The organism is Burkholderia sp. BE12 (genome assembly GCF_002959955.1).
Lineage (GTDB): Bacteria > Pseudomonadota > Gammaproteobacteria > Burkholderiales > Burkholderiaceae > Burkholderia.
Window position 1 is genome coordinate 58945 of sequence record NZ_PREY01000024.1, and the last position, 21144, is coordinate 80088.

A 21144-nucleotide genomic window follows, 5' to 3' on the forward strand; every position below is an offset into this window, starting at 1 on the left:
TTCGAAACAGGTTAGATCGACGCCCGGGCCCCTCGGAAACGTCCGTCGGAGCGTGCGCGGGCACAGGTCGGCGCGGCGAGCGGCGTTATGCGAACTGGCGCAGGAAACGCAGGTCGTTCTCGAAGAACAACCTGAGATCCTGGACGCCGTAGCGCAGCATCGTCAGGCGCTCGAGGCCGCTGCCGAACGCGAAACCGATGTAGCGCTCGGGGTCGAGGCCCATGTTGCGGATCACGGTCGGATGCACCTGCCCGGAGCCGGAAATTTCGAGCCACTTGCCGGCGTTCTTGCCGTGCTCGAACATCATGTCGATCTCGGCCGACGGTTCCGTGAACGGGAAATACGACGGACGGAAGCGCACGAGGATGTCGTCGCGCTCGAAGAATTTTTTCAGGAAGTCGGTATAGACGCCCTTGAGGTCGGCGAAGCTGATGTTTTCGTCGATCCACAGCCCCTCGACCTGATTGAACATCGGCGAGTGGGTCGCATCGCTGTCGACGCGATACGTGCGGCCCGGCGCGATCACCTTGATCGGCGGACGGTTCATGCGCGCATAACGCACCTGCATCGGGCTCGTGTGCGTGCGCAGCAGCAGCTGGCGGCCGTCGGCGTCCTTGCCTTCGACGTAGAAGGTGTCCTGCATCGAACGCGCCGGATGGTTCTCCGGGCTGTTCAGCGACGTGAAGTTGTACCAGTCGGTCTCGATTTCGGGGCCGTCGGCCACGTCGAAACCGATCGAGCCGAAAATCTGTTCGACCCGCTCCCACGTGCGCATCACCGGGTGCAGGCTGCCCGCGCCGGCGCCACGGCCCGGCAACGTCACGTCGATCGCTTCGGCGGTGAGGCGCTGATTCAGCAGCGCGTCGGCCAGTGCCTGGCGACGGGCGGCGAGCGCGGCTTCGACCTGCTGCTTCGCGACGTTGATGCGTGCGCCTTCGGTCTTGCGTGCTTCGGGATCGAGCTTGCCGAGGCCCTTCAGCAACTCGGTCAGCGCACCCGATTTACCGAGAAATCGTGCTTTCTCGTTTTCGAGCGTGGTGATGTCGGCAGCCTGTTCGAAGGACTGCTGCGCGTCGGCGACAATCTGGTCCAGATCCATAGATCCCATCATTTCCAACGTCATTCGGTCTTGGCGAGCGAAACCGCCCACCAAACAAAAAAGGGGCTCGGAAGAGCCCCGTTTTCGCTGCAGCGGCCGAGACTACCGGAACCTCGCTGCAACTAACCACGCAGTGCTAATTTCGCAATTAGGCTGCAACGGCGGCTTTCACCTGCTTGACGATCGCAGCAAAAGCAGCCTTGTCGAACACCGCCATGTCGGCCAGCACCTTACGGTCGAGTTCGATCGACGCCTTCTTCAGGCCGTTGATGAACACGCTGTAGGTCATGTCGTGCTGGCGAACTGCCGCGTTGATACGCGTGATCCACAGTGCGCGGAACACACGCTTCTTGTTGCGGCGATCGCGGTACGCGTACTGACCAGCGCGCATCACCGCCTGCTTGGCGATGCGGTAGACGTTATTGCGGCGGCCGCGATAACCCTTGGCCAGGTTGATGATCTTCTTGTGGCGGGCCCGTGCGGTTACCCCACGTTTGACTCGAGGCATGTTTCTCTCCTTGGAGTATCGGTTGAGGGGTTACGCGAACGGCAGCATTGCGCGGACGGAGTTCAGATCGGAATCATGAACTGCCGTTGCGCCGCGCAGGTGACGCTTGTTCTTCGTGGTTTTCTTGGTCAGGATGTGGCGCTTGAAGGCTTGACCGCGCTTGACGGTACCGCCCGGACGCACCACGAAGCGCTTTGCAGCACTCTTCTTGGTCTTCATCTTCGGCATGACGACAACTCCAGTTTATTAGATGGCGATGGGTGTGCGGTTGGCTTGCGCCCTGAACCCGCCCTTCGAAACCCAGTCCACTTGTGTACGGCGTACCGCTTGCGCAGCCGCCGTCATTGTTGGCGCGCCGCCCTGACCGGGCAACGCGCCGAACCACTGTCGAACCTGCGCGCGATGCGCGCGGGCCCGTTACTTCTTTTTCTTCGGCGAGAGCACCATGATCATCTGGCGCCCTTCCATCTTCGGCATCTGCTCGACCTGGCCGACTTCCTCGAGATCCGTGCGCAGACGCTCGAGCATCCGCATACCGATTTCCTGGTGAGCCATTTCGCGGCCGCGGAAACGCAACGTGATCTTCGTCTTGTCGCCCTCTTCGAGGAAGCGCGTGAGGTTGCGAAGCTTGACGTTGTAATCTCCGTCATCGGTACCCGGGCGGAACTTGACTTCCTTGACCTGGATGACCTTCTGCTTCAGCTTCGCTTCATGCTGCTTCTTCGATTCCTGGTACTTGAACTTGCCGTAATCCATCAGACGGCAAACCGGCGGCACCGCTTGCGGCGCGATTTCCACCAGGTCAACATCCAGTTCTTCCGATTTACGGAAAGCATCAGCGAGTTTTACGATACCGAGCGGTTCGTTCTCGATCCCGACCAGGCGCACTTCCGGCGCAGTGATTTCACCGTTGATGCGGTGCGACGACTTATCAGTAGCGATGTTACGTTTCCTCTAAAAATTAAAAAAACGAGCCGCGCTGCCAGGGCGGTTACTTGAACGAGCGCAGGTCTTCCTGCAGACGCTCAACGAAGGCTTCGACCGGCATTACGCCCAGATCGACGCCGCCACGGGCACGCACGGCTACCGTTTGCGCATCACGCTCCTTATCGCCCACGACGAGGAGATAAGGCACCTTTTCCAGCGTGTGCTCGCGTATTTTATAGCTAATCTTCTCGTTGCGCAAATCGGCCGCCACTCTAACCCCTTGTTTTTGCAACGATTGGGTCAGAGCCTGCGCATATTCGGCCTGACTTTCGGCGATATTGAGCACAATTGCCTGGTACGGCGCGAGCCAGACCGGCATTGCACCAGCATGGTGCTCGATCAAAATGCCGAGGAAACGCTCCATCGAGCCGACGATCGCGCGGTGCAGCATCACCGGCCGGCGGCGGCTGTTGTCTTCCGCCACGTACTCGGCGCCCAGGCGCTCCGGCAGCATCATGTCGAGCTGCAGCGTGCCGCACTGCCACGAACGGCCGAGCGCATCCTTGATGTGGTACTCGATCTTCGGGCCGTAGAATGCGCCCTCGCCCGGCAACTCTTCCCACGTGAGGCCGCACGCCGTCAGCGCTTCGCGCAGCCCCTGCTCGGCACGATCCCAGGTTTCGTCCGAACCCATGCGCTGCTCCGGGCGCAGCGACAGCTTGATGTCGATGTGCTCGAAGCCGAAATCGCCGTACACGCTCATCGCGAGTTTGTTGAACGCGATCGACTCGGCAATGATCTGGTCTTCCGTACAGAAGATGTGCGCATCGTCCTGCACGAAGCCGCGCACGCGCATCAGGCCGTGCAGCGCACCCGACGCCTCGTTGCGGTGGCACGAGCCGAATTCCGCGTAACGCAGCGGCAGGTCGCGGTACGAGCGCAGGCCGTGCTTGAACACCTGGACGTGGCCCGGGCAGTTCATCGGCTTGATCGCGTAGTCGCGCTTCTCCGACTCCGTCGTGAACATGTTTTCGCGATAGTTCTGCCAGTGGCCCGACGCTTCCCACAGCGAGCGGTCCATGATCATCGGCGTCTTGATCTCGAGATAGCCGGCTTCGTTGACGCGGCGGCGCATGTACTGCTCGACCTGCTGCCACAGCGCCCAGCCCTTCGGATGCCAGAACACCATGCCCGGCGACTCTTCCTGCATGTGGAACAGGTCGAGCTGCTTGCCCAGCTTGCGGTGGTCGCGCTTTTCCGCTTCCTCGAGCATGTGCAGGTACTGATCCTGATCTTCCTTCTTCGTCCAGGCCGTGCCGTAGATGCGCTGCAGCTGCTCGTTCTTCGAATCGCCGCGCCAGTACGCGCCCGCGACCTTCATCAGCTTGAACACCTTCAGCTTGCCGGTGGACGGTACGTGCGGGCCGCGGCACAGATCGGTGAAGCCGCCGTGCGAGTACAGCTTGATTTCGTCGCTTTGCGGAATCGATTCGATGATCTCGGCCTTGTACTTCTCGCCGATGCTGCGGAAGTAACCGGCCGCCTCGTCGCGCGACACGACGCGGCGCGTGACCGGCTCGTCCTTCTTCGCGAGCTCCTGCATGCGCTTTTCGATCTTTTCGAGATCTTCCGGCGTAAACGGGCGGTTGTACGAGAAGTCGTAATAGAAACCGTTGTCGATCACGGGGCCGATCGTCACCTGCGCGTCCGGATACAGTTCCTTCACCGCATACGCGAGCAAGTGGGCGGTCGAGTGGCGGATGATGTCGAGGCCGTCGGCATCCTTGTCCGTGACGATCGCGAGCGACGCGTCGCGGTCGATCACCGTCGACGTATCCACGAGCTCGCCATCGAGCTTGCCACCAAGCGCAGCCTTCGCCAAGCCGGGACCGATCGAGGCCGCAACCTCGGCAACTGTCACCGGATGCTCGTATTGTCGAACTGAGCCGTCAGGCAAGCGTATCGAAACCATAGCAATCTCCGTGATGCCGACAGTGGGCGGCAGACCAGGTACGCGAGATCAAACTCACGCGTGAAAAATTCGCGACAAAAAAAATGCGGCCCCGCTTTCGAGGGGCCGCATTCGATACTTCACTCAACCTGAAAGGGCGAAAACGTTCCTCGACTAGCGTCGCTCCGAAGTGGTTTCGGTCAACGTTCGCGGTGTCATAACCGTATTCGCCTTGTTTGCGTTGAGTTGTGTACTGCATCGAACACCCGAAGACCGGGCATTCTCAATTCGTTGGTAGGCTCGATTGGACTCGAACCAACGACCCCCACCATGTCAAGGTGGTGCTCTAACCAGCTGAGCTACGAGCCTAGAGAAGCTAAGATTATATGGTGCTGCTACCGGCTTGGCAAGTGTTTTATGCGGTTGCAGCAAAAGAACGCCGTTCCAACCCCATCACGCTTTTCGCGCCGCCCGCACGACGCCCTGCACCTCGCCGAGCAGCGTGCACGCGCGCTGCACCTGCGCCGAATTCGACACCTCGACCGTGAACTGCATGAATGCCGCATTGCGGCGGCTCTGCGTCTTCACGCCAACGACGTTGATCTTTTCCCGCGCGAACACTTCGGAGATATCGCGCAGCAACCCTTGCCGGTCGCTCGCCTCGATCATCAGGTCGACCGGATAGACGGATGCGCCGCGCCCGCCGAGCACGTCTGCCGACCAGGTCGTCTGCAGCACGCGCTCCGGCGCGCGCTCGACCATCCGGCGAAACGTCGGACAGTCGGTGCGATGGATCGACATCCCCTTGCCGCGCGTGACGAAACCGCTGATCGGATCGGGCGGCGCCGGACGGCAGCAGCGCGCGAGTTGCGTCAGCAGCGCGTCGACGCCCACCACCAGCACGCCGGTCGACGCACCATGCGCGACGCTTGCGCCGCTGCTGCGCTTCTCGAAATCGGCCGGCGCCTCGGGCGCCGGTTCCGGCGGCGGCGCATCGGACAGCGCATGCTCGACGTTGCGCAGGCTGAATTCTTCCTTGCCGACGACCGAGAACAGCTCCTCGGGCGACTTGAAACCGAGCTTCGCGGCGAGATTGTCCAGGCTGACCGACGTCTTGCCCTCGCGCTGCAGCGTCTTTTCGACGAGCGCGCGGCCGTGCGCGACGTTTTCTTCCTGCTCGATCGAGTTGAACCACGCACGCACTTTCTGCCGCGCGCGCGGGCTCTTCAGGTAGCCGAGCTGCAGGTTCAGCCAGTCGCGCGACGGCCCGCCCTCCTTCACCGCGACGATCTCGACCGTCTGGCCGTTCGCGAGCGACGTGTTCAGCGGCACCATCACGCCATCGACGCGCGCGCCACGGCAGCGATGGCCAAGCTCGCTGTGCAGGTGATACGCGAAATCGACCGGCGTCGCGCCCTGCGGCAGCGCGATCACGCGCGCCTGCGGCGTCAGCACGTAGATGTGGTCGTCGTCGAGCGACGTCTCGCGCAATTGCGCCCACGCCTGGTCGCCCGACACTTCGGTGCCGTCCTCGACGTCGTCCTTCCACGCGAGCAACTGGCGCAGCCACGCGATCTTCTCGTCGTACTTGTCGTTCGCCGAGAACTGGCCGCCGTAGCCGCGCGCGCCGGCCTCCTTGTAGCGCCAGTGCGCGGCGACGCCGTACTCGGCGAAACGATGCATCTCCTGCGTGCGGATCTGCACTTCGAACGCACGGCCGTCGTCGCCGATCACGACCGTATGCAGCGACTTGTAGCCGTTCGGCTTCGGCCGCGAGATGTAGTCGTCGAATTCCTTCGGAACCGGCTGCCACAAGTGATGCACGATGCCGAGCACCGCGTAGCAATCCTTGATGTCCGGCACGATCACGCGGAACGCGCGAACGTCGTACAGCTCGGAGAAATCGAGCTCCTTGCCGCGCATCTTGCGCCAGATGCTGTAGATATGCTTCGGCCGGCCGCTCACGTCGGCCTGGATGTTCGCTTCCGCCAGCTCGTGCTGCAACCGCGCGATCGCCTGCGTGACGTACGCCTCGCGCTCGATGCGCTTCTCGTCGAGCAGCTTCGCGATCCGCTTGTAGGTGACGGGATCCTCGAAGCGAAACGCGAGATCCTCGAGCTCCCACTTCAGTTGCCAGATACCGAGACGATTCGCGAGCGGCGCATAGATCTCGAGCGTCTCGCGCGCGACGTCCGGCGGCGGGTCGATCTTCGCGGCCGCGTAGTAGCGCAGCGACTGCAACCGCGACGCGAGCCGGATCAGCACCACGCGGATGTCCTGCGCGAATGCGAGCAGCATCTTGCGCAGCGCCTCGATCTGCGCACGCCGCTCTTGCGCCGCGTCGCGTCCGGAGTCGGGCTTCGCGTTCTGCGCGACGCGCAGGCTGACGGTGCCGAGCCGCAACAGCTTGCGCACGTCGGACACGAGCCGCGCGACTTCGTCGCCGAAACGCTCGGTCAGCTCGCGCCCGGGGTCGCTCAAGTGCGGCGTCAGCACGAACAGCGCGGCGGCCTGCATCGCGGACGGATCGACGTTCAGCGTGCGCATGATCGCCGCCGTGCCGGCCGAGTGATCGGCGAGCAGCTCGCCCGACGACAGGCGCGCGTCGCCGGCCCGCTCGCGCACGAACGCGAGCACGTCGTCGAACGACGGCGCCGCGACGGGGGAAGCGGAAACGGATTCGGTCATTGCACGGCCTGCCGGAATACGGTCATCGTCGGATAACGCTCAGCTCGACTCAGCTCCGCTGCGCGGCGACGACCACGATCTCGACGAGCAGCGCCGGATCGGCGAGCTTCGCCTCGACGGTGGCGCGCGGCGGCGTGTTGCCCTGCGCGACCCATGCGTCCCACTCCGCATTCATGCCTTCGAAATTCGCGAGATCCGAGATGTAGATCTGCACCGACAGCAGATGCGCCTTGTCGCTGTTCGCTTCGGCGAGCAGGCGGTCGATGTGGCCGAGCACTTCGCGCGTCTGGCCGCGGATGTCCTGCGTGGTGTCTTCGGCGATCTGGCCTGCCAGATACACGGTACCGTTGTGGATCGCGGTTTCGGAGAGACGGGCCCCGACGTGATGACGAATGACTGCCATGAAAGTGTTCCGGTCGTGAATGGGTAAGAAATCGGGCGGCGGCACGGCCCGCGCACCGCCGAACCGCATATTATGACGCGTTTATACGTCGCCTTCGACGAAAAACCGCCGCGCGAGCGCAATCTGGTCGGCGCTGACGAAGGCCGGCGCGTGGCCCGCCCCCGGAATCTCGACCTGCGTCACATGCCGGCCGCGACGGACCATTTCGGCCGCCGTCTCGCGCGACAGCAAGTCGGACGTCTCGCCGCGCACGACGAGCAGCATTGCATCCGTCGTTTCGATCGCGCGCCACAGCGCGGCCTCGCCGAGCGCGGCCAGTTCGGGCGTCGTCGCCTTGAACGGCTCGGCGATGCGCGGATCGTAGCGCATCGTCCAGCCGCCTTCGGGCAGTTCGTGCAGCAGCGGCCCGTTGATCTCGCGCCACTCGTCGGCGCTCAGCGCTCCGAACGGCAGCGACAGCGAGGTCAGATAGTCGATCGCCTCCTGCTCGGTCGCAAAGCGCGGCTGCACGCCGAGATATTCGCCGATGCGCGTCAGCGAATCGGGCTCGATGCGCGGGCCGACGTCGTTGACGATCATCCGCCGCACCGGCGTGCCGGGAAGCCCCGCGAGCGCCATGCCGATCAGGCCGCCCATCGACGTGCCGAACCAGTCGACCGATTCGACGTCGAGGCGCGCGATCAGCGTCACCATGTCGGCCACGTACTGCGGAATCGCATAGTGCCGCGGATCGGCCAGCCGGTCCGACCGGCCACGCCCGACGACATCGGGGCAGACAACGCGATACGTATCGGACAGCGCGGCGGCGAGCCGGTCGAAATCGCGCCCGGAGCGGGTCAGGCCGTGCACGCAGACGAGCACGCGCGGATTGGCTGAGTCGCCCCATTCGGTATAGGCAACGTGATGGAGGCCGGCCGGGCTCGCGCATTGCACGCGCCGCTGGCGGGGAACCTGAGGATTCGCTGAAGTCGGTGGCATCGTTGGCATCCTGTCGAACGGGGGCCCGCATGGGGCAACGCTTGCGGCGCCCGATGCAAACGATTGTAAACCGCTTCGGAATGACGGGGCGCCGCCAATGCAACCGGCTCAACGGTACCGATCGACGGCGGCGGCGCGATCGCGTGACGCATGCGGTCATGACAAAACGCCCCGCGTTCCGTGAGGAACGCGGGGCGTCGAGAATGACGCGACAACGTGACGCTCAGGCCACGGCGCTGACGTCGAGCGGCGCTCCCGTCTTCGCCTGGATCTCATCGGCGCTCACGCCGTCGGCGAGCTCGAGCACCTTCAACCCGGCCGGCGTCACTTCGATCACGCCGAGATCGGTGATGATCAGGTCGACCACACCGACACCCGTGAGCGGCAGGTTGCATTCGTCGAGGATCTTGTGCTGATCGCCCTTCGCGACATGCTCCATCAGCACGACGACGCGCTTCACGCCGGCGACGAGATCCATCGCGCCGCCCATCCCCTTGATCATCTTGCCCGGGATCATCCAGTTCGCGAGATCGCCCCGCTTGCTGACCTGCATCGCGCCGAGGATCGCCAGGTTGATGTGACCGCCGCGAATCATCGCGAACGAATCGGCCGACGAGAAGATCGACGAACCCGGCAGCGTCGTGACGGTCTGCTTGCCGGCGTTGATGAGATCGGCGTCGACTTCGTCTTCGGTCGGCGACGGGCCGATGCCGAGCAGGCCGTTCTCCGACTGCAGCCACACCTCGACGCCTTGCGGCACGTGGTTCGCGACGAGCGTCGGCAGGCCGATGCCGAGGTTCACGTAGAAGCCGTCCTGCAGTTCCTTCGCCGCGCGCGCGGCCATCTGGTCACGATTCCAGGCCATGTCAGTCTCCTTTCGCGCGGATGACGCGTTGTTCGATGCGTTTTTCAGGCGTCGCGTTCAACACGATGCGCTGCACGAAGATCCCCGGCGTATGAACCTGGTCCGGATCGAGCGTGCCGTTCTCGACGATCTCCTCGACCTCCACCACGGTGATCTTGCCGGCCATCGCGCACATCGGGTTGAAGTTGCGCGCGGTGCGGCGGTAGATGAGATTGCCCGACTTGTCGGCCTTCCACGCCTTGACGAGCGCGACGTCGGCCGTCAGCGACGGCTCGAGCACGTAGTGGCGATCGCCGAACTGGCGCGTTTCCTTGCCTTCCGCAATCACGGTGCCGTAGCCGGTATTCGTGAAGAATGCGGGGATGCCCGCGCCGCCCGCGCGCAGCTTTTCGGCGAGCGTGCCCTGCGGCGTGAATTCGAGCTCGAGTTCGCCGGCCAGGTACTGGCGCTCGAACTCCTTGTTCTCGCCGACGTACGACGAGATCATCTTCTTGATCTGGCGCGTTTCCAGCAGCAGGCCGAGGCCGAAACCGTCGACACCCGCGTTGTTGCTGATGCAGGTGATGCCCTTGACGGCCGTATCGCGCAACGCCGCGATCAGCGCCTCCGGAATCCCGCACAGGCCGAAGCCGCCCACCGCGAAGGTCTGTCCGTCACGGACGATCCCTTCCAGCGCGGCGGCCGCGCTTGGATAGACTTTGTTCATCTGTTGTCCCTTCCTCTATGGAAACCAGCGAAACCGGTTCACGCGCCCTTGTGGGCCGCAAGCCCGCCGCACCATTCTATGCATGCACGGCGATACCTGCGTCGAGGCGCGCTGTTTTTATGTCGCGGCAAACCGCCGCGAGATGCCCGAAAGGGTACGATGTGACGCCGATACGGCACAATACGCAAAAATACATAAGCATTTGCCTCCGCTTGCCCGCGCCATGCCCGACCTCGATTACCAGACCGCCTTCCACCTCGCGCCGCTCGGCCTCGTGCTGTCGCGCGACCGCGTGATCGAGGACTGCAACGACGCGCTCGCGTCGATCTTCCGGTGCGCGCGGGGCGACCTGATCGGGAAATCGTACGAGGTGCTCTATCCGTCGACGGACGAATTCCAGCGAATCGGCGAGCGCATCTCGCGCGTGATGGCAGCGAACGGCATCTACTCGGATGACAGAATCATGAAGCGCGCGGACGGCGAGCTGTTCTGGTGCCACGTGACGGGCCGCGCGCTCGACCGCACCGCGCCGCTCGCGGCCGGCGTCTGGACCTTCGAGGACTTGAGCGCGACGCGCCGTGTCGCGGTCGAGCTGACGCCGCGCGAGCGCGAAATCGCCGCCCAGCTCGCGACCGGCAAGACCAGCAAGCAGATCGGGCGCGTGCTCGACATCAGCTCGCGCACGGTCGACATCTACCGCGCCCGGCTGATGCGTAAATACGGGACGAACAACACGCCGGAGCTGCTCCAGCGCCTGCTCGGGCAGTGAACGCGCATCGCGTGGCGGCGCTCGAACGACAATCGGCCGCACATGGCGGCCGATCAGGGGAAACAACGGAGAAACAACAGGCACGGCATGCCACCGGCGCCCGGTGCCGGCCTGCCGGCAGCCGCGCTCAGACGACTTTCGTCGCGAGCGCGTGCTCGATCGTGTCGCGCAGCAGTTGCGGCAGCGGCACCGACTTGCCGAGCGCGTAGTCGACCCACACGCAGCGTGCGTTGCCACGCGCATAGACGTGCTGCGGATCGTCCGCGCGCGTGAGCTCGAACCCGGTGTCGAAGCTGCTTCGGCCGGGCTTGGCGGCCGACATCTTCGCGATCACGTCGCCCGGATAGTGCAGCTGCTTGAGGAATTCCATCGACGCCGTGACGATGACGGGCCCCTGCCCCTCGCCGTTGCCGCCGGCAATGCCGAGCGCCTCGAACCACGAAATCCGCGCCTGCTCCATGTAGCGGAAATAGACCGTGTTGTTCACATGGCCGAACGCGTCCATGTCGCCCCAGCGGATCGGCATCGACATCTCAAAAACGGGGGAGTAATCGCTTGTTGCGCTCATTGCACTCTTCTTTGTTGCTGAATGTCACCCGCTCAGGCGAGGCCGAAACCGTCGTCGGCGGAGATGATCGAACCGTTGATGAACTGCGACTCGTCGGCCGCGAGCAGCAACAACAGCCCGTCGAGATCCTGCGGCTTGCCGACGCGCCGGCGCGGCAGCATCGACTGCAGCTTCTGGCCCTGTTCGGTTTCCCACAGGTAATGATTGATTTCGGTATCGATATAGCCCGGACAGATCGCGTTCACGTTGATCCCGTGGCGCCCCCACTCCAGCGCCATCGCGCGCGTCATCTGCACGACCGCGGCCTTGCTCATCGCGTACAGCCCGATCTGCGGGAACACGCGCAGCCCGGCCACCGACGCGATGTTGATGATCCGGCACGGCGGCTTGCCGTTGCCGCCGCCGTTCGCGCGCATGATCATCCGCTTCGCGACTTCCTGCGCGACGAAAAATGCGCCGCGCGTGTTCGTATCGAACACGAACTCGAAATCCGCCGGCGTCACGTCGACGAGCTTCTGCATCGTCGACACACCCGAATTGTTCACGAGGATGTCGATCGTGCCGGCTTCCGTCTCCGCATGCGCGACGGCCGCCTTGATGCTCTGGACGTCGGTCACGTCGAGCGATACGACGTGCGCGGCACCGCCCGCCGCCTCGATCTCCGCACGCAGCTCCTTCAGGCGTTCGACGCGGCGGCTCGCGAGCACGACCTTCGCGCCGGCCTGCGACAGCACCTGCGCAAAACGCTGCCCGAGGCCGCTCGACGCGCCCGTGACCAGCGCAACCTTGCCTTCCAGATTGATCGATCGACCCATTTGCACATCCCCTTTCGATATCGTTTCGCCAGCCCAGGCGGCACTGCCTGAGCGGCATTACCCTAGCACAAAAAATAGAACGATCGTGCTAATCTACTTGCATGTTGTTGCGGCAAGCGTTTCGTTTCGCAGACAATACGCTCCCGAATAAAAGCATTCTAACGGTTAGAGGAACGCCAATGACCCCCGCAAGCCTCATCGAGCAATACGGCCCGCGCGAATCGATGGAATACGACGTCGTGATCGTCGGCGGCGGCCCCGCCGGGCTGTCGGCGGCGATCCGGCTCAAGCAGCTGGCCGCCGAGAAAGGCACCGAGATCGGCGTATGCGTGCTCGAGAAGGGTTCCGAGATCGGCGCGCACATCCTGTCGGGCGCGGTGATGGACCCGCGCGCGATCACCGAACTGTTTCCCGACTGGAAGGAACGGGGCGCACCGCTCGATGTCGAGGTGACGGAAGACCGCTTCCTGTTCCTGTCCGAGAAAAGCGCGGTGACCACGCCGAACTGGGCGCTGCCCGAGAACTTCAAGAATCACGGCAATTACGTGATCTCGCTGGGCAACGTCACGCGCTGGCTCGGGGCACAGGCCGAAGCGCTGGGCGTCGAGATTTTCCCGGGCTTCCCCGCCGCGGAGATCCTCTACAACGACGACGGTTCCGTGAAGGGTGTCGCGACCGGCAACATGGGCGTGGGCAAGGACGGCGAGCCGACCGAGAACTTCCAGCTCGGCATGGAGCTGCACGCGAAGTACACGCTGTTCGCCGAAGGCTGCCGCGGCCACCTCGGCCGCCAGCTGATCTCGAAGTTCAAGCTCGACGCGAACGCCGATCCGCAGGCGTACGGGATCGGCATCAAGGAACTGTGGGAAATCGATCCCGCGAAGCACAAGCCGGGCCTCGTGATCCACACGGCCGGCTGGCCGCTGAAGTCGGATACGTACGGCGGCTCGTTCCTGTATCACATGGACAACAACCAGGTCGTGGTCGGCTTCGTGGTGGGCCTGGGCTACACGAACCCGTACCTGTCGCCGTTCGAGGAATTCCAGCGCTACAAGACGCATCCGTCGATCCGCGCGTTCCTCGAAGGCGGCAAGCGCGTGTCGTACGGTGCGCGCGCGATCACCGCGGGCGGGCTGCTGTCGCTGCCGAAGACGGTGTTCCCGGGCGGCGCGCTGATCGGCGACGACGCGGGCTTCCTGAACGCATCGCGGATCAAGGGTAGCCACGCGGCGATCAAGACCGGCATGCTGGCGGCCGATGCCGCATTCGACGCGGTGCAGGCCGGCCGTCAGTCGGATGAACTCAACGCGTATCCGGATGCGTTCAAGCAATCGTGGCTGTACACGGAGCTGTACCGCGCGCGCAACTTCAAGCAGTGGATGGCCAAGGGCCTGTATCTGGGCACGCTGATGGTCGGGCTCGAGCAGAAGGTGATGGGCGGCAACGTGCCGTGGACGCTGCATCACCAGCATGCGGATCACGAGATGCTGAAGCCGGCGTCGCAGTGCGAGCCGATCGCGTATCCGAAGCCGGACGGCAAGCTGACGTTCGACCGGCTGTCGTCGGTGTTCATCTCGAACACGAACCACGAGGAGAACCAGCCGGCGCATCTGACGCTGAAGGATGCGAGCGTGCCGGTGAACGTGAACCTGCGCACGTACGCGGGGCCGGAGGCGCGGTTCTGCCCGGCGGCGGTGTACGAGTTCGTGAAGAACGACGACGGCGGCGATCGTCTGGTGATCAACGCGCAGAACTGCGTGCACTGCAAGACCTGCGACATCAAGGACCCGACGCAGAACATCGTGTGGGTCACGCCCGAAGGTGGCGGCGGGCCGAACTACCCGAACATGTAACCTGCCGGAACGCGCCGCCACGAGCGGCGCGTTTTGTTTGGTCGCTACACACTGCCGCAAACGAAACGGGGCGCTGCATCACGCAGCGCCCCGCTTGCATTCGTCGTTCGACGGTCGGGATGGCGCGCGCCGCGCCCCGCCCGCTCGTATCAGGTCGCGCTGGCGGCGATCTTCGGCGTCGGCGTCTCGACGTCGCCGCACTGCGCGCGGTGACGCAGCGCATGGTCGATCAGCACCAGCGCGAGCATCGATTCGGCGATCGGCGTCGCACGAATGCCGACGCACGGATCGTGGCGACCGAAGGTTTCAACCGTCGCCGCCTCACCGCTCTTCGTGATCGAACGGCGCGGCGTGCGGATGCTCGACGTCGGCTTGATCGCGATCGACACGGTGATGTCCTGCCCCGTCGAAATCCCGCCGAGCACGCCGCCCGCGTGGTTGCCGACGAAGCCGGCCGGCGTCAGTTCGTCGCCGTGCACCGAGCCGCGCTGCGCGACGCTGTCGAAGCCCGCGCCGATCTCGACGCCCTTCACCGCGTTGATGCTCATCATCGCCTTCGCGATATCGGCATCGAGCCGGTCGAACACCGGTTCGCCCCAGCCGACCGGCACGCCCGACGCGACGACGTTGATGCGCGCGCCGATCGAATCGCCCTCCTTGCGCAGCGCGTCCATGTACGCCTCGAGCTCCGGCACGACCGCCGCGTTCGGCGAGAAGAACGGGTTCTCGTGCACGTGCGACCAGTCGACGAACGGCACGTCGATTTCGCCGAGGCCGCTCATGTAACCGCGCACCTCGACCCCGAAGCGCTCGCGCAGCCACTTCTTCGCGACCGCGCCGGCGCCGACGATCGGCGCGGTCAGGCGCGCCGAGGAACGGCCGCCGCCGCGGTAGTCGCGAATGCCGTATTTCTGCCAGTAGGTGTAGTCGGCGTGGCCGGGACGGAACGTCTCGACGATGTTGCCGTAGTCCTTGCTGCGCTGATCGGTATTGCGGATCAGCAGCGCGATCGGCGTACCGGTCGTCACGCCTTCGAACACGCCCGACAGGATCTCGACCTCGTCGGCCTCCTGCCGTTGCGTCACGTGCCGCGACGTGCCGGGCTTGCGGCGATCGAGCTCGGCCTGGATGTCGGCTTCGGTCAGCCCCATCCCCGGCGGGCAGCCGTCGATCACGCAGCCGATCGCGGGACCGTGCGATTCGCCGAAGGTCGTGACAGTGAAAAGCGTGCCGAGGGTATTGCCGGACATGATGGAACCGCCCAAAGAGAAATGGGCAAACCGATGCGCTGCCGGGGCCGCAGGCAGGTCGATCGTTTGCCGGTCGAGAAAAGAGGTAAACCGCTATTATGCCAGCCGTCCCGGGCCGGCGGGCCGCCCGACTGCCGGCCGGGCGCCGGCTGGGCGCAGGCATGCGTGCCTGCGCGGCCCTGGTGAGCGCGACCGGACGGCGGTTCCAGCCCGGACGCAGCCGAATGCCCGCGCGCTATCGGGCCGGGCGCCCTTCTACTTCCGCGCGCCGCGCAGCTCGGTCACCGCCGCCTGCAGCGACTCGGGCGTCGCAACCGACGCCGGGATCGGCTCACCGACCGCCAGCGTCAGCCGGCTCATCATGCCGCGCTTGATGGGACGCGGCATCCGCGCATCGGTATGCCGCGAAAAATAGCTGCCCCACAGCCCGCGTAGTGCCATCGGGATCACCGGCGCCGGCGTGCGGTTCAGGATCTCGGTGATGCCGTGGTGAAACGTGTTGATGTCGCCCGTCTTCGTCAGCTTGCCCTCGGGGAAGATGCACACGAGTTCGCCGTCCTTCAGCGCGGCCTCGCACAGGTCGTACGCGCGCGCGAGCATCGCGGGATCCTCGTGACGCGGCGCGATCGGGATCGCCTTCGCATGCCGGAATACCCAGCTCGCGAAGCGCGTCTTGAAGATCCGGTGATCCATCACGAAACGAATCGGGCGGGGGCTCGCGGCGGCCAGCACGAGCGCATCGACGTAGCTGACGTGGTTGCACACGAGCACCGCGGCCCCTTCCGCCGGGATCCGCTCCGCGTGCACGAGGCGAATCCGGTAGAAGGTGTGCACGAGCACCCACGCGACGAAGCGCAGCAGGAACTCGGGCACGAGCAGGTAGATATACCCCGCGACGACGACGTTCAGCAGCGCGGTGACGAGGAACAGGCCCGGGATGTCGACGCCGGCCTTGGTCAGCCCCATCGCCATCACGGCCGACAGGATCATGAACAGCGCATTCAGGATGTTGTTCGCGGCGATGATCCGCGCGCGGTGCGTCGGCGCGCTGCGGCTCTGGATCAGCGCGTACAGCGGCACGCTGTAGAAGCCGCCGAACATCGCCAGCAGGAACAGGTCGGCCAGGATGCGCCAGTGGCGCGCACCGGCCAGGAATTCGCCGACCGACAGCAGATGGCCGGGCGACGGCAGCGCGTGGCTCGCGAAATACAGCTCGATCGCGAACACGCTGATGCCGATCGAACCGAGCGGCACGAGCCCGATCTCGACGCGCCGCTGCGACAGCCGCTCGCACAGCAGCGAACCGAGGCCGATACCGACCGAGAACGTCGCGAGCAGGACCGTGACGACGTCGGGGCTCGCGGACAGCACGTCCTTCGCGAAATTGAAGAACGACGTGAGGAACGTCGCGCCGACGAACCACAGCCACGAGATGCCGAGCAGGCTCAGGAACACCGTGCGGTTCTGGCGCGCGAGGCCGAGATTGCGCCAGGTCTCGCTGACCGGGTTCCAGTTGATCACGAGGTCGGGCTGCGGCGCGGGCGTCGACGGCACGCGCTGCGCGACGAGCCGCCCGGCCAGCGCGATGACGACGACGCTCACCGCGAGTATGCGCTCGCCGCTGCCTTCGATGCCGGCCGCCGCGCCGCCGATGATCGTGCCGATCAGGATCGCGATGAACGTGCCCATCTCGACGAGACCGTTGCCGCCGACCAGCTCGTGTTCGCCGAGATGCTGCGGCAGGTACGAATACTTGACGGGCCCGAACAGCGTCGAGTGCATCCCCATCATGAACGTGCACAAATACAGCAGCGTCGCGCTGTGCGTGACGAAGCCGGCCGCGCCGACCAGCATCAGCACGATCTCGAAGGACTTCACGAAGCGCGTGAGGGTCGCCTTGTCGTATTTGTCGGCGATCTGGCCGGACGTCGCCGAGAACAGCACGAACGGCAAGATGAAGATCGCGGAAATCAGGAACGCGGCCGTCTTCGCGTCGACGCCGGAGAACCGCGCGGTGTGATACGTGACGAGCGACGTGAAGCCGATCTTGAAGACGTTGTCGTTCAGCGCGCCGAGGAACTGGGTCGTGAAGAACGGCGCGAAGCGGCGCTCGCGCAGCAGGTCGAACTGCGATGCGTGCGCGCGCCGTTCGTCGCGCCGCCCGGAAGTGGCTTGCGTGTGATCGCTCATGCGGAATACGCGCGCATCGTCTGGGCGAAGCTGCGCGGGCCTCGTGTTGTTGTCGTTGAAAAAAAGGCGGCGCAGGTCAAACCTGCGCCGCCGCATGCCGGATGGCGGCGCCCATGCATCGAGGTGCCGGGCGCGGCATGGTTCACGGCTTGTGCGCTTCGGCTTCCGATTCCGGCCAGTCGCGGATGTACGCCTTCAGCATCCGGTTCTCGAAGCTCTGCGCCTCGACGACCGTCTTCGCGACGTCGTAGAACGAAATGACGCCCATCAACACCTTCTTGTCGAGCACCGGCATGTAACGCGCGTGACGCTCGAGCATCATCCGGCGCACTTCGTTGACGTCCGTTTCCGGCGTGCACGTGAGCGGCTCGTCCATCACCTTGCGCACCTGCACGTCGCCGATCGCGCCGCCGTTCACGTGCAGACGCAGGATGATCTCGCGAAACGTCAGCATCCCGACGAGATCGCCGTACTCCATCACGACGAGCGAACCGATGTCGTGTTCGGCCATCGTATCGACCGCTTCGCGCAGCGGCATATCGGGCGTCACCGTAAACAGCGTGTTGCCCTTCACTTTCAGAATATCGCTGACGCGCATCGTAGTCCCCTCATGCTTGAATGCAAAATCTCTTTCGATCCTATCGGAAAGCCTGTCAAAAGGAAAGCACGGGCCGGCGCGGCGGTCCGCCGCCGCTTGCGGACGCGGGCCGCCGGCCGCACAATGGCCTCATGAACGGCGGCCCGAGGAGACGGCCATGGCGCATACGCATACGGAGCAATTCGCCAGCTTCGCTGACTTCTACCCGTATTACCTGAACGAGCACCAGAACCTGACGTCGCGGCGGCTGCACTTCATCGGCTCGCTCGGCGTGATCGGCTGCGTCGCGATGGCGGTCGCGACGGGCGACTGGCCGTGGCTGCCGGCGGCGGTCGTCTGTGGCTACGGGTTCGCGTGGGTCGGACACTTCTTCTTCGAGAAGAACCGGCCGGCCACGTTCCGGCACCCGATCTACAGCCTGATGGGCGACTGGGTGATGTTCAAGGACATCTGCACCGGCAAGATCCCGCTGTAACCTGCCCGCCCGCCTTCACGCTGGCCGCGGCGGCCGCGCGTGCGGGTCGGCCACGCCCGGCGCCGGACCGGCGCTCCCGGCCGGCTGCGCGCCCGCGAGCCGGTGCGCGGCGATCAGCGACGCGAGCGTCACGTCGAACCGGTCGCTCGACAGCACCGCGAGGAGCGCCGCGCCGTCGACGTGGCTGCGGCGCCGCTGGAGCTGGTAGGTCAGCTCCGTGCGATCGATCACCAGCACGTCGAACAGGTGCGCGAGCGTCAACTGTTCGGGGTTCGCGAGCAGGATGTAGCGCGGCGTGGCCTCGCCGTCGCCGTCGAGCCGCGCCACCCATTCCCGCTCCTCCATCGTCGTCAGCAACCGTTGCGCGGTTTCCATGTCGCAGCGCAGCATCGTCGCGAGCCACATCGCCGTGTGGCCGCGCTTGCCGGCCGCGCGCGCTTCGGCCAGCCGTGCGAGCAGTTCGAGCGCGTCGAGCAGGTCGCTGCCCGGATAGTGGATGCGGTGGAACTGGCCGACACGAATCGCCGGCAGCGCCGACGCCACCATCGCGCCGAGCAGCGCGATGAACCAGCTCAAATAGACCCACAGCAGGAACACCGGCAGCGCCGCGAACGCGCCATAGACGGCCGTATAGGTCGGAATGCGCCGGACGTAGTAGCCGAAGCCGCGCTTCGCGAGTTCGAACGCGATGGCTGCGAACAAGCCGCCGATCACCGCGTCGCGCCATGCGACCGCGCAGTTCGGCAGGTACACGTACAGCAGCGTGAACGCGAGCACCGTCAGCGGCAGCGACGCGAGCGCGAGCAGCCACTCGACGATCGACGTGGACGACGCCGCGCCGGTGAACGCGAGCGACTGCGTGAACAGGTACGACGAGATCGACAGACTCACGCCGAACAGCAAGGGCCCGAGCGTGATCAGCGCCCAGTACGCGAGCACGCGCTGCGCGAACGGCCGCGGCTTGCGCACGCGCCAGATCAGGTTGAACGCCGATTCGATCGTCATCATGGTCATCACCGACGTGACGACGAGCACGATCAGGCCGGCCGTCGTCAGCCCCTTGGCCTTCGCCGCGAACTGGTTCAGGTACTTGAAGATCTGGATGTTGAACTGCGCGGGCATCAGGTGATCCGCGAGGAACCCCTGCAGCGAGATCTGGAACGACGCGAACATCGGAAACGCGGTGAACAGCGCGAACGCGACCGTCACGAGCGGCACGAGCGCCAGCATCGTCGTGAAGGTCAGGCTGCCCGCCACTTGCGGGATGCGATCCTCGGCGCTACGCCGGGCCGCGAACTGCGCGAGGCGCTTGATGGTGACGAAATCCACGCTCAACTTCGGCAAACGGCTTCTCCTTCCTGATGCTGCGCGTCACGGCGCGCCGCCGCCGCGCTGCGCGACGGCTTCAGCCCCTATAATAGCCGCTCGATTCCAGCAGGGGCCGACTGCACCGGGCACGCGCGCGGCCGCACGCGGCTCCGTCGCCCATGAAAGACATCCTCGTCCTCTATTACAGCCGTCACGGCGCCACGCGCGATCTCGCGCTCGCGATCGCGAACGGCATCGACAGCGTGCCGGGCATGCAGGCCCGCATCCGCACCGTACCGCCCGTGTCGGCCGTCTGCGAAGCCACCGCCCCCGACATCCCGGCCGACGGCCCGCCGTACGCGGAACTGCGCGACCTCGAGGAATGCGCAGGCCTCGCGCTCGGCTCGCCGACCCGCTTCGGCAACATGGCCGCGTCACTGAAGTATTTCCTCGACGGCACGACGCCGCAATGGCTGTCGGGCGCGCTGACCGGCAAGCCCGCGAGCGTGTTCACGTCGACGGGCAGCCTGCACGGCGGCCAGGAATCGACGCTGCTGTCGATGATGCTGCCGCTGCTGCATCACGGGATGATGATCGTCGGGATTCCCTACACCGAATCCGCCCTCAGCACGACGCGTACCGGCGGCACGCCGTACGGCGCGTCGCACGTCGCGCAGCACGATCGCTCGGCGCCCGGCGGGCTGTCGGCGGACGAGAAGGCGCTCGCGGCCGCGCTCGGCGTACGGCTCGCGCGCGCCGCCGCGGCCCTCGCCAGCGCGCAGGCCGCCGAGGCGGCATGAACGCCCCCGCCCGCCCCGCCGTCGCGGCCCGGCCGCGCTATGCGCTGGCCGCCGCCGCGTGTCTCGTCGCGCTGATCGCGCTGTCGCTCGCGTGGGAGCTGTGGCTCGCGCCGTTGCGCCCCGGCGGCTCCGCGCTGATGCTCAAGGCCGTGCCGCTCGCGCTCGCGCTGCCCGGCGTCTGGCGGCGTAACATCTATACGATGCAGTGGGCGAGCATGCTGATCCTCGTCTATCTTGCCGAAGGCATCGTGCGCGGCATGTCCGATCGCGGGCTGTCCGCGACGCTCGGCTGGTGCGAGACCGCGCTTGCCGTCGGCTTCTTCGTGGCGGCGCTGGCTTACGTCGCGCCGTTCAAGCGCGCGGCGAAAAAACCGCGTGCCACGTCCTGACCCT

General features: G+C 65.3%; 21 protein-coding genes and 1 tRNA gene. 5 read left to right on the forward strand and 17 right to left on the reverse strand.

What is annotated here, in order from left to right:
* Positions 1–85: 85 nt before the first annotated feature.
* From pheS to C4B30_RS24615, 11 genes are all read right to left on the reverse strand, one after another.
* A complete protein-coding gene (gene pheS / locus C4B30_RS24560; RefSeq protein ID WP_027784257.1) occupies positions 86–1099 on the reverse strand; it encodes a phenylalanine--tRNA ligase subunit alpha in 1014 nt (337 codons plus the stop codon).
* Positions 1100–1247: 148 nt separating this feature from the next.
* The gene (gene rplT / locus C4B30_RS24565; protein WP_004192938.1) at positions 1248–1607 is read right to left on the reverse strand and encodes a 50S ribosomal protein L20; all 360 of its coding nucleotides are present in this window, start codon (positions 1605–1607) and stop codon (positions 1248–1250) included.
* A 30-nt stretch (positions 1608–1637) separates the two neighbouring features.
* Complete coding sequence (gene rpmI / locus C4B30_RS24570) at positions 1638–1835, reverse strand: 50S ribosomal protein L35 (RefSeq protein WP_004191477.1); 198 nt, start codon at positions 1833–1835, stop codon at positions 1638–1640.
* 189 nt (positions 1836–2024) lie between these two features.
* Positions 2025–2549 carry a translation initiation factor IF-3 gene (infC, locus tag C4B30_RS24575; protein WP_080681331.1) on the reverse strand — a complete coding sequence of 175 codons (525 nt, stop codon included), beginning with the start codon at positions 2547–2549 and terminating at the stop codon, positions 2025–2027.
* A gap of 49 nt (positions 2550–2598) precedes the next feature.
* On the reverse strand, positions 2599–4506 hold the full coding sequence (gene thrS, locus C4B30_RS24580) for a threonine--tRNA ligase (RefSeq protein WP_027784255.1): 1908 nt from the start codon (positions 4504–4506) through the stop codon (positions 2599–2601).
* A 271-nt stretch (positions 4507–4777) separates the two neighbouring features.
* Positions 4778–4854, reverse strand: a tRNA-Val gene (locus C4B30_RS24590).
* A gap of 84 nt (positions 4855–4938) precedes the next feature.
* On the reverse strand, positions 4939–7173 hold the full coding sequence (locus tag C4B30_RS24595; RefSeq protein ID WP_027784254.1) for a RelA/SpoT family protein: 2235 nt from the start codon (positions 7171–7173) through the stop codon (positions 4939–4941).
* A gap of 49 nt (positions 7174–7222) precedes the next feature.
* Positions 7223–7576 carry a RidA family protein gene (locus C4B30_RS24600; protein WP_027784253.1) on the reverse strand — a complete coding sequence of 118 codons (354 nt, stop codon included), beginning with the start codon at positions 7574–7576 and terminating at the stop codon, positions 7223–7225.
* A gap of 81 nt (positions 7577–7657) precedes the next feature.
* Positions 7658–8554, reverse strand: coding sequence for an alpha/beta fold hydrolase (locus C4B30_RS24605; RefSeq protein WP_027784252.1), 897 nt, complete (start codon positions 8552–8554; stop codon positions 7658–7660).
* Between the two features lie 223 nt (positions 8555–8777).
* Positions 8778–9419: a CoA transferase subunit B gene (locus C4B30_RS24610; RefSeq protein WP_027784251.1), complete on the reverse strand. Its 642-nt coding sequence runs from the start codon at positions 9417–9419 to the stop codon at positions 8778–8780.
* A 1-nt stretch (position 9420) separates the two neighbouring features.
* Positions 9421–10125, reverse strand: a complete 705-nt coding sequence (locus tag C4B30_RS24615) for a CoA transferase subunit A (RefSeq protein ID WP_027784250.1) — start codon at positions 10123–10125, stop codon at positions 9421–9423.
* A gap of 223 nt (positions 10126–10348) precedes the next feature.
* Between C4B30_RS24615 and C4B30_RS24620 the strand changes: the two genes are divergently transcribed.
* Entirely contained in the window at positions 10349–10894 is a 546-nt protein-coding gene (locus C4B30_RS24620; protein WP_027784249.1) for a LuxR C-terminal-related transcriptional regulator, read from the forward strand.
* Positions 10895–11021: 127 nt separating this feature from the next.
* Here C4B30_RS24620 and C4B30_RS24625 read toward each other — a convergent pair whose 3' ends face one another.
* On the reverse strand, positions 11022–11462 hold the full coding sequence (locus C4B30_RS24625) for an acyl-CoA thioesterase (protein WP_027784248.1): 441 nt from the start codon (positions 11460–11462) through the stop codon (positions 11022–11024).
* Positions 11463–11494: 32 nt separating this feature from the next.
* Complete coding sequence (locus C4B30_RS24630; RefSeq protein ID WP_011545236.1) at positions 11495–12277, reverse strand: SDR family oxidoreductase; 783 nt, start codon at positions 12275–12277, stop codon at positions 11495–11497.
* A gap of 179 nt (positions 12278–12456) precedes the next feature.
* Between C4B30_RS24630 and C4B30_RS24635 the strand changes: the two genes are divergently transcribed.
* Positions 12457–14130: an electron transfer flavoprotein-ubiquinone oxidoreductase gene (locus tag C4B30_RS24635; RefSeq protein ID WP_027784247.1), complete on the forward strand. Its 1674-nt coding sequence runs from the start codon at positions 12457–12459 to the stop codon at positions 14128–14130.
* Positions 14131–14279: 149 nt separating this feature from the next.
* Here C4B30_RS24635 and aroC read toward each other — a convergent pair whose 3' ends face one another.
* The 3 genes from aroC to C4B30_RS24650 all read right to left on the reverse strand — a co-directional run bounded on the left by aroC (position 14280) and on the right by C4B30_RS24650 (position 18168).
* Positions 14280–15380 carry a chorismate synthase gene (aroC, locus tag C4B30_RS24640; protein ID WP_105133101.1) on the reverse strand — a complete coding sequence of 367 codons (1101 nt, stop codon included), beginning with the start codon at positions 15378–15380 and terminating at the stop codon, positions 14280–14282.
* A 255-nt stretch (positions 15381–15635) separates the two neighbouring features.
* On the reverse strand, positions 15636–17570 hold the full coding sequence (locus tag C4B30_RS24645; protein WP_027784245.1) for an MFS transporter: 1935 nt from the start codon (positions 17568–17570) through the stop codon (positions 15636–15638).
* Positions 17571–17712: 142 nt separating this feature from the next.
* Complete coding sequence (locus C4B30_RS24650; protein ID WP_027784244.1) at positions 17713–18168, reverse strand: CBS domain-containing protein; 456 nt, start codon at positions 18166–18168, stop codon at positions 17713–17715.
* Positions 18169–18325: 157 nt separating this feature from the next.
* Here C4B30_RS24650 and C4B30_RS24655 point away from each other — a divergent pair, with 157 nt between their 5' ends.
* Complete coding sequence (locus C4B30_RS24655; protein WP_027784243.1) at positions 18326–18643, forward strand: Mpo1-like protein; 318 nt, start codon at positions 18326–18328, stop codon at positions 18641–18643.
* A 15-nt stretch (positions 18644–18658) separates the two neighbouring features.
* On the opposite strand, the gene C4B30_RS24660 is transcribed toward C4B30_RS24655, so the two are convergent.
* The gene (locus tag C4B30_RS24660; protein ID WP_027784242.1) at positions 18659–19987 is read right to left on the reverse strand and encodes a YihY family inner membrane protein; all 1329 of its coding nucleotides are present in this window, start codon (positions 19985–19987) and stop codon (positions 18659–18661) included.
* A 143-nt stretch (positions 19988–20130) separates the two neighbouring features.
* Between C4B30_RS24660 and wrbA the strand changes: the two genes are divergently transcribed.
* Both wrbA and C4B30_RS24670 read left to right on the forward strand, forming a co-directional pair.
* Complete coding sequence (gene wrbA / locus C4B30_RS24665) at positions 20131–20751, forward strand: NAD(P)H:quinone oxidoreductase (RefSeq protein WP_105133102.1); 621 nt, start codon at positions 20131–20133, stop codon at positions 20749–20751.
* Positions 20748–21140, forward strand: a complete 393-nt coding sequence (locus C4B30_RS24670; RefSeq protein ID WP_077219974.1) for a DUF2069 domain-containing protein — start codon at positions 20748–20750, stop codon at positions 21138–21140. Before wrbA ends, C4B30_RS24670 begins: the two co-directional genes overlap by 4 nt.
* The last annotated feature ends 4 nt before the right edge of the window (positions 21141–21144 follow it).